The organism is Flavobacterium cyanobacteriorum (assembly GCF_002251835.1).
Lineage (GTDB): Bacteria > Bacteroidota > Bacteroidia > Flavobacteriales > Flavobacteriaceae > Flavobacterium > Flavobacterium cyanobacteriorum.
Genome location: NZ_NOXV01000264.1, coordinates 24,324 through 30,375 on the forward strand (window position 1 = coordinate 24,324; position 6,052 = coordinate 30,375).

The 6,052-nt window shown below is 40.8% G+C and carries 4 protein-coding genes; 1 reads left to right on the plus strand and 3 read right to left on the minus strand.

The window, feature by feature from the left end:
- The first annotated feature begins 395 nt into the window (after positions 1-395).
- Positions 396-2,756 (plus strand): hypothetical protein, encoded by a 2,361-nt coding sequence (locus CHU92_RS09135; protein WP_129583045.1) that lies wholly within the window; start codon positions 396-398, stop codon positions 2,754-2,756.
- 60 nt (positions 2,757-2,816) lie between these two features.
- On the opposite strand, the gene CHU92_RS09140 is transcribed toward CHU92_RS09135, so the two are convergent.
- From CHU92_RS09140 to CHU92_RS09150, 3 genes are all read right to left on the minus strand, one after another.
- A complete protein-coding gene (locus CHU92_RS09140) occupies positions 2,817-3,158 on the minus strand; it encodes a heavy-metal-associated domain-containing protein (RefSeq protein WP_094414824.1) in 342 nt (113 codons plus the stop codon).
- A 37-nt stretch (positions 3,159-3,195) separates the two neighbouring features.
- On the minus strand, positions 3,196-5,457 hold the full coding sequence (locus CHU92_RS09145) for a TonB-dependent receptor (protein ID WP_094414826.1): 2,262 nt from the start codon (positions 5,455-5,457) through the stop codon (positions 3,196-3,198).
- 70 nt (positions 5,458-5,527) lie between these two features.
- Positions 5,528-5,968 carry an HYC_CC_PP family protein gene (locus tag CHU92_RS09150; protein WP_094414827.1) on the minus strand — a complete coding sequence of 147 codons (441 nt, stop codon included), beginning with the start codon at positions 5,966-5,968 and terminating at the stop codon, positions 5,528-5,530.
- Between the last annotated feature and the right edge of the window lie 84 nt (positions 5,969-6,052).

The window sequence follows — 6,052 nt, forward strand, 5'->3', positions numbered from 1 at the left end:
CCGGGATACTTCATATCAGCCATATCTTTACCCGGGTATTTGTGGCATACGCCTCTATTTTTTAGGAGCAGGAACTCCCGTTCTTTCAGGATGAGTTGTCCTGCTGTGCGCTATATCTCCCCACCGCAAAAGCGGGCGGCGGGGAGGATGCCGCTCCCATCAGGGCTAAAAACCATACGCCCGGTTCTCCCTTGATTACAATTTTCCGGAAAAACTACCTTCAGGCTGTTCTCAATACCCTTATAAAACCATAAAGAAGGACTCCGGCAGTACACAGGGCTCCAATTACGTAACAAAAACTTAACCATTATCAACAAAAAAAGTATATTTTTGACTTCCCCCAAAGCTTTGAAATAACTTATAAATATTTATTTTAGCGCCAATAAGTTTTTCTTATGAGTAAATTCATTCGGATTTTTTACGGCATCACAATGCTACTTTGTTTTATGATGTCCCATAGCCAGGAGCAGGAACAGGGGCCTGCCAAAATTGCCAGCCTGTTAAACCAGTATTTTTTTCTGCAAAAAGAGGTAATTCACGTTCACTTGAACAAAGATATATTCGTAAACAACGAAGATATATGGTTTAAAGGCTATGTATTGCAACGCAAAACAGGCAAGCCTTTCCTAAGCACTACCAACGTATACGGTGCCCTTCTGGACAGTGACGGCAATATAATAGCGAAACATTTGTTTTACTGCAATAAAGGCAGCTTTGCTGGCAATTTTCAACTAAACCCCAAATATAAATCTGGCAAATATTACCTGCAATTCTATACTAACTGGATGAACAATTTCTCGGAAGACGAATCATCTGTTTACGAAGTTATAATAGTAAACCCTTCTGAAGGTAATCCTTTTGCAGGAACGCCAGATCCCGGGGCAGTAAACATAAGCTTCTACCCCGAAGGTGGCACTATTATTAAAGATGCAACTAATATAATAGGTGTCAAAATCACGGGCTGTGGCGGTAGTGTCCCTAATGTGGCCTCACTGGATATTGTAGACCCAAAAGGTGAAGTACTAAAAAAAGTTCCTCTTACAAAACTTGGTTACGGCCGTTTTGACCTTGCCGGAAATACCGAAGGGATAAAAGCAGTAGTGACCCTAAATGGCAGCACTTACGAGCAGGTACTTCCACAGGCGCAAGTTATGGGCGCATCACTGGAGGTAAATAATTATGGTATTTCAGGAAAAACAATAATTAAAACAAAACTCAGCCAATCAGCCATACAAAAACAGGCTGGTAAAAAACTATTCCTTGTAATCCATCAGGACGAAAAGGCTTTAATTTATAATCTCAACCCGGCTCTTGCCGCGCAGGAGCTTGCAGTTGCAAATGATCAGCTTTTGGAAGGGGTAAATACCATACGCGTTATAGATGAGACTATGGAACAACTGGCAGAACGTCTTATTTTTAAGCAACGCGATAAAAAACCTATCGTAACAATATCCGGAAAAAAAATCAATAGTGACCTTGTAGAACTTACCGGAACCGCAGGCGCTACACTGGTAGACATGAGCATCTCGGTACTTCCCCAGAATACTAATGCACTTACCGGGGGTACTGATATGGCAAGGGATTTTTTTATAAACCCGTACCTACAATCCCGGCCTGTAATCAGCAGAAACCTGTTTGACGATAATAGCAAAGCAAAAATGTATGAACTCGATATTTTTATGCTCTGCCAAAAAAGTAAAAACCGGTGGTATGATATTGTAAAAAACCCTCCAACAGATACTTATAAATTCGATATAGGAATCGGCATGAAAGCGGCAATTAAAACACCCATAAAAGATAAAAAAAATGCACGGATACGTTTTATTTCCACAGATGACTATATTAGTAAGGCGCTTGAAATTAATGATTCCAATGAACTTATAGTGGATCACCTCATCGCTACAGACTCATCTGTGGTAAGCTTTAAACTACTTGTAAATGGTAAACGCCCCGAAGATATCATAATTGAGCCAACATTTTATAATAATAAACGTACGTTTAATAAAATGTTCAAACCTCAAAAACAGGAATGCCGCTATATAAATAATGAAGGCGTAGCTACAGATCTGCCCAGGACTTTTGAAGATGTAATTGAACTTGATGAGGTAAAAATCGACAAGGACCAGTCGGAACTTAAATACAAAAGAAAAAGCGGCAATGCACAGTTGAGGGGCTTTAAAATCACGGAACAGGATGCGTCGAGCTTTTTTTACATATTAGACTTTATTAATTTCCAAGGCTTTGAAGTGCAGAAAAATAATGGTAGAGTGACTATTTATAGCGGCAGGGCGATAATATCACTTAGTGGGCAGCGCAGCACGCCACTGGTATTTTACAATGGAATGCAACTTACTACACTTGATGACCTGCTCTATGTACAAACCTCAGATGTAGAAGAGATTTACCTTAACGCTAACGCGCCGGTTCCATCCATCGATGCGAGGAGTGGCATAATCAAAATCTACATGAAAAAAGAACTCTATCAGCAAAAGAAGAATGAGCAGAAACTTATATATGTAACAGATGGTTTTAGCAGTTACAAAAAGTTTAAGCGCCCTAACTACTCTTCCTATAGTGATAAGGGTTTTGCAGATTTCGGCACTATACACTGGGACGGCCGTATTGTAACAGATACAGGCGGTAATTTTAAAGTAAATTATCCTTTTAGCCCGTCAACAACACTAAAACTGCTTATTGAAGGAATAAATCCCGAAGGAGTCTACATCAGCGAAGTCAGGACATTAACGCTACAGTGATACTACAACAGCCATACCCGGCAACCTGCTCCAACAGATGTAAACTCCGAAAAATAAGTTTTACTCCCTGGTATACTGGCAGCAGGAATGAAGTTTAGCATAATCTTCATCTTTTGCCTTTACATCTTTTGTGTCGTGCCCGGCTTTGGCGACAGCCTGCTTTACATCGTCCACTGTACACTTGTTTTCATCTAAAATCAGGTGCAGGTCTTTATGTTCCTGATGCCATATTGCCGACTTTACCCCCGATACGCCATAAGCTGCTTTTTCAATACGCTTTTTGCACATATCACAATTGCCATATACTTCAATTTCATGTTTGGCATTTTTATTTTTTTTCTCCTGTGCGTATGCTGATATGCCCACCAGGGCCACCAGCATTATAAGAAGCATTTTTTTCATATTTCACTCTTATTAATTTTTTATTAAATATATTACATTATTTTATTTTAAAACGTAATCCTGCGTAATACATTTGCCCAAAAACAGGTGCATATATAATACTACTGTCAAAATATGGGCCGAACGGGTCATCATTACCTAGTATAGCCTTATCCTGCTTGTAATTACCTAAATTTTCCACACCTGCATACATCTCAAATACACCTGAAAATGTCCGTGTAACCTGAGCATTCATTAATGAAAACGAAGGTGAATATTCACCAAGCTGGTACTGTTCAGGGTTACTGCCCGTATAAGGGAGCCGCTGCCTGCCCATCCAGTTATAAGTGAAGTCAAACTTCCATTGCCTGCCTCCCTCTTTAACGTGGGTCTCATAGGCTATATTGCTGAAAAAACGATGTTTTGCCTGCAAAGGCCTTTCTTCCATGCCTGTACTGTATTGCGTTTTTATATCATAGTATTTATAAGCCGTACGAATAGTAAAGTGCCTTGTTATCTCATAGTTCAGTTCCACTTGCAGGCTATTGGCATACGAATCGCCGTTAAGGTTAAAAAAGTTAGCCTGCTGCGGGCTTGCAAACAAATCAACTACTACCTGGTTTTGGAAGTCTGTCCTGTAAAAATCAACTATAAATTCGGCATTTTTATTGAAAAGGCTGAAGCCCTGCATAAAACTCACCCCGTAGTTCCATGCAATTTCAGGATCAAGGCCATAAAGTTTCCCGCCGCTTCCGGCGATATTAAGCGAGCGTGAACTTCCAAAAAGCGACTGGTTTTCTGCAAAAATATTGGCAGCCCTTTTACCCCTTCCTGCAGAGGCCCGCAGTACTGCTTTGTTCCATGGATTATAGCGGAGGTGGAGCCTTGGGGTAAAGAAAGCGCCAAGACGGTTGTGTACATCAAAACGGGCACCCGCCACAATACTGAAATTATCTGTATTGTCATAAGTATATTCAAAAAAGGCACCCGCCGAATTATCAGTCCTGCTGTAATCACGCGGAAGCATCACACCGTTTTCAGGCGCGTTTACAAACTCATCATAATTATCGTAGCTGAAGTTAAGACCGGTTGAAAATTTATTCAGCGTATTATTTATGATAGAACTGAATATAAGGTTTGAATAAATACTTTTCTGGTCAATGTTATATTGATTAAAGCCGAAATATGATTCCTGCCTGTGCCAGTTATATGCTGTTTGAAGCCCTATGCTCTGGAAAGGCATATCAGGCCATACATAACCCAGTTTAGCCGAGGCATCAAATTTATCTGTATTTATTTCCGAACCCCAGTTATTGGTTGTAAATTTATCCGTGTCAGGATTAAAATCAAGTTCGCCTGTCTGCTTCTCATCGCGCATATAGCGTACGTTAAGGAAACTCACCAGGCCTTTTTCAGCATCTGTATACTGCCAGCGGTTCAGCACATTTATCTGCTGCCCCAGCGGATTGTCAAGAAAACCATCATCATTCATGTCATTTTTCGCAATCCTCGCATTGGTGTGTAAAAATAGCGTTGAGCTCCACTTATCAGAAAATTTCCTGTTCACGTGTGCATTGGCTTCAAAACGGCTGTCGGTTGAGCCATATACGTTCAGGAAAAAAGGGATATCGTTTACAGGCTTAAGCAACTCATAGTTTATCTGTCCCGATATACTTTCGTATCCGTTTATAACAGGCCCCGCACCTTTTGTTATCTGTATGCTTTCCACCCAGGTGCCAGGCACAAATGACAGCCCGTAAGCCTGTGACGCCCCCCGGACCGAAGGAATGTTTTCTTCCGCGATGAGGAGGTAAGGACTTGTAAGGCCAAGCATTTTTATCTGCCTGCTGCCGGTAAGGGCATCAGAAAAGTTAACATCAATGGAAGGATTGGTTTCAAAACTTTCGGCAATATTACAGCAGGCTGCCTTAAGCAGCTCTTTATTGCTCATGGTTGATACGTTAGCCGTTTTTACGTAGGAGCGCTCAAGGCTTTTACGGGTTTTATCAACCACTACTTCTTTTAGCTGGTTGGAAGAAGAGGGCCTCATTACATGGATAATTTTTTCAGGCGATGCAACGGTTAAGGTATCAGTGGTATAGCCGATAAAACTTACCACAAGTTTTTTATATTCACCGGAATAAGGAAGTGTAAAATTACCTTCCACATCTGTAGCAGTTGATATTGTTGTGCCAAGCCAGCTAAGGCCCGCACCGGGAAGCGGTTGTTTTTGCTCATCGAGCACCTGGCCGCTTAGGGTTTCCTGAGCCTGTACATATAAGCCGGCCAGGAAGAGAAATAATAAAAATAATATTCGCATAAAATAAAGTCATAATGTTAATGATACTACTGCCCCTTATGGTAAGGGAGCGTTTATAAAAACATTATGCTTATGCGTAAAATATATAGCGGCAATATAACTTAAAGAGCGGTGGCGCATTTGCCTCGCAATAAAAGGATGTAACCTGCTGTTGTATGGCAGGCGGCTGTTGATAAAACGGAACAGGTTTCCACTCTGCCATTCGGCAGAATGCATCAAGGTCAAACTGTAGTGATTTTACAATGACCTTACCTTCGTTTTTATCCTGGAGTTTTACAAAATCATTCTCACAACAGCTTTTATGGCCTTTATCTGAAGTCTTGCAGCAGGCCATTTTACCTGCCTTATCATGCTTGTGCCCGTGGTGCCCGTTTTCAGGCTCATCAACCTTATAGGCAAGGGAAACTGATGAAACACTGCCCATGCAGTAATGTACATTAAGTGCCAGCCCTATATTGGAAACCAATATAAGTACCGATATAATTGTGGCTATGTACTTCCTAATCATCATAGTGGCGCAAAGTTACATATTTTAAAAGTTATATTGCATTTCAATAGCGTCCTAAACAATAAAAAAAAGAATGGTTAGTTTTTA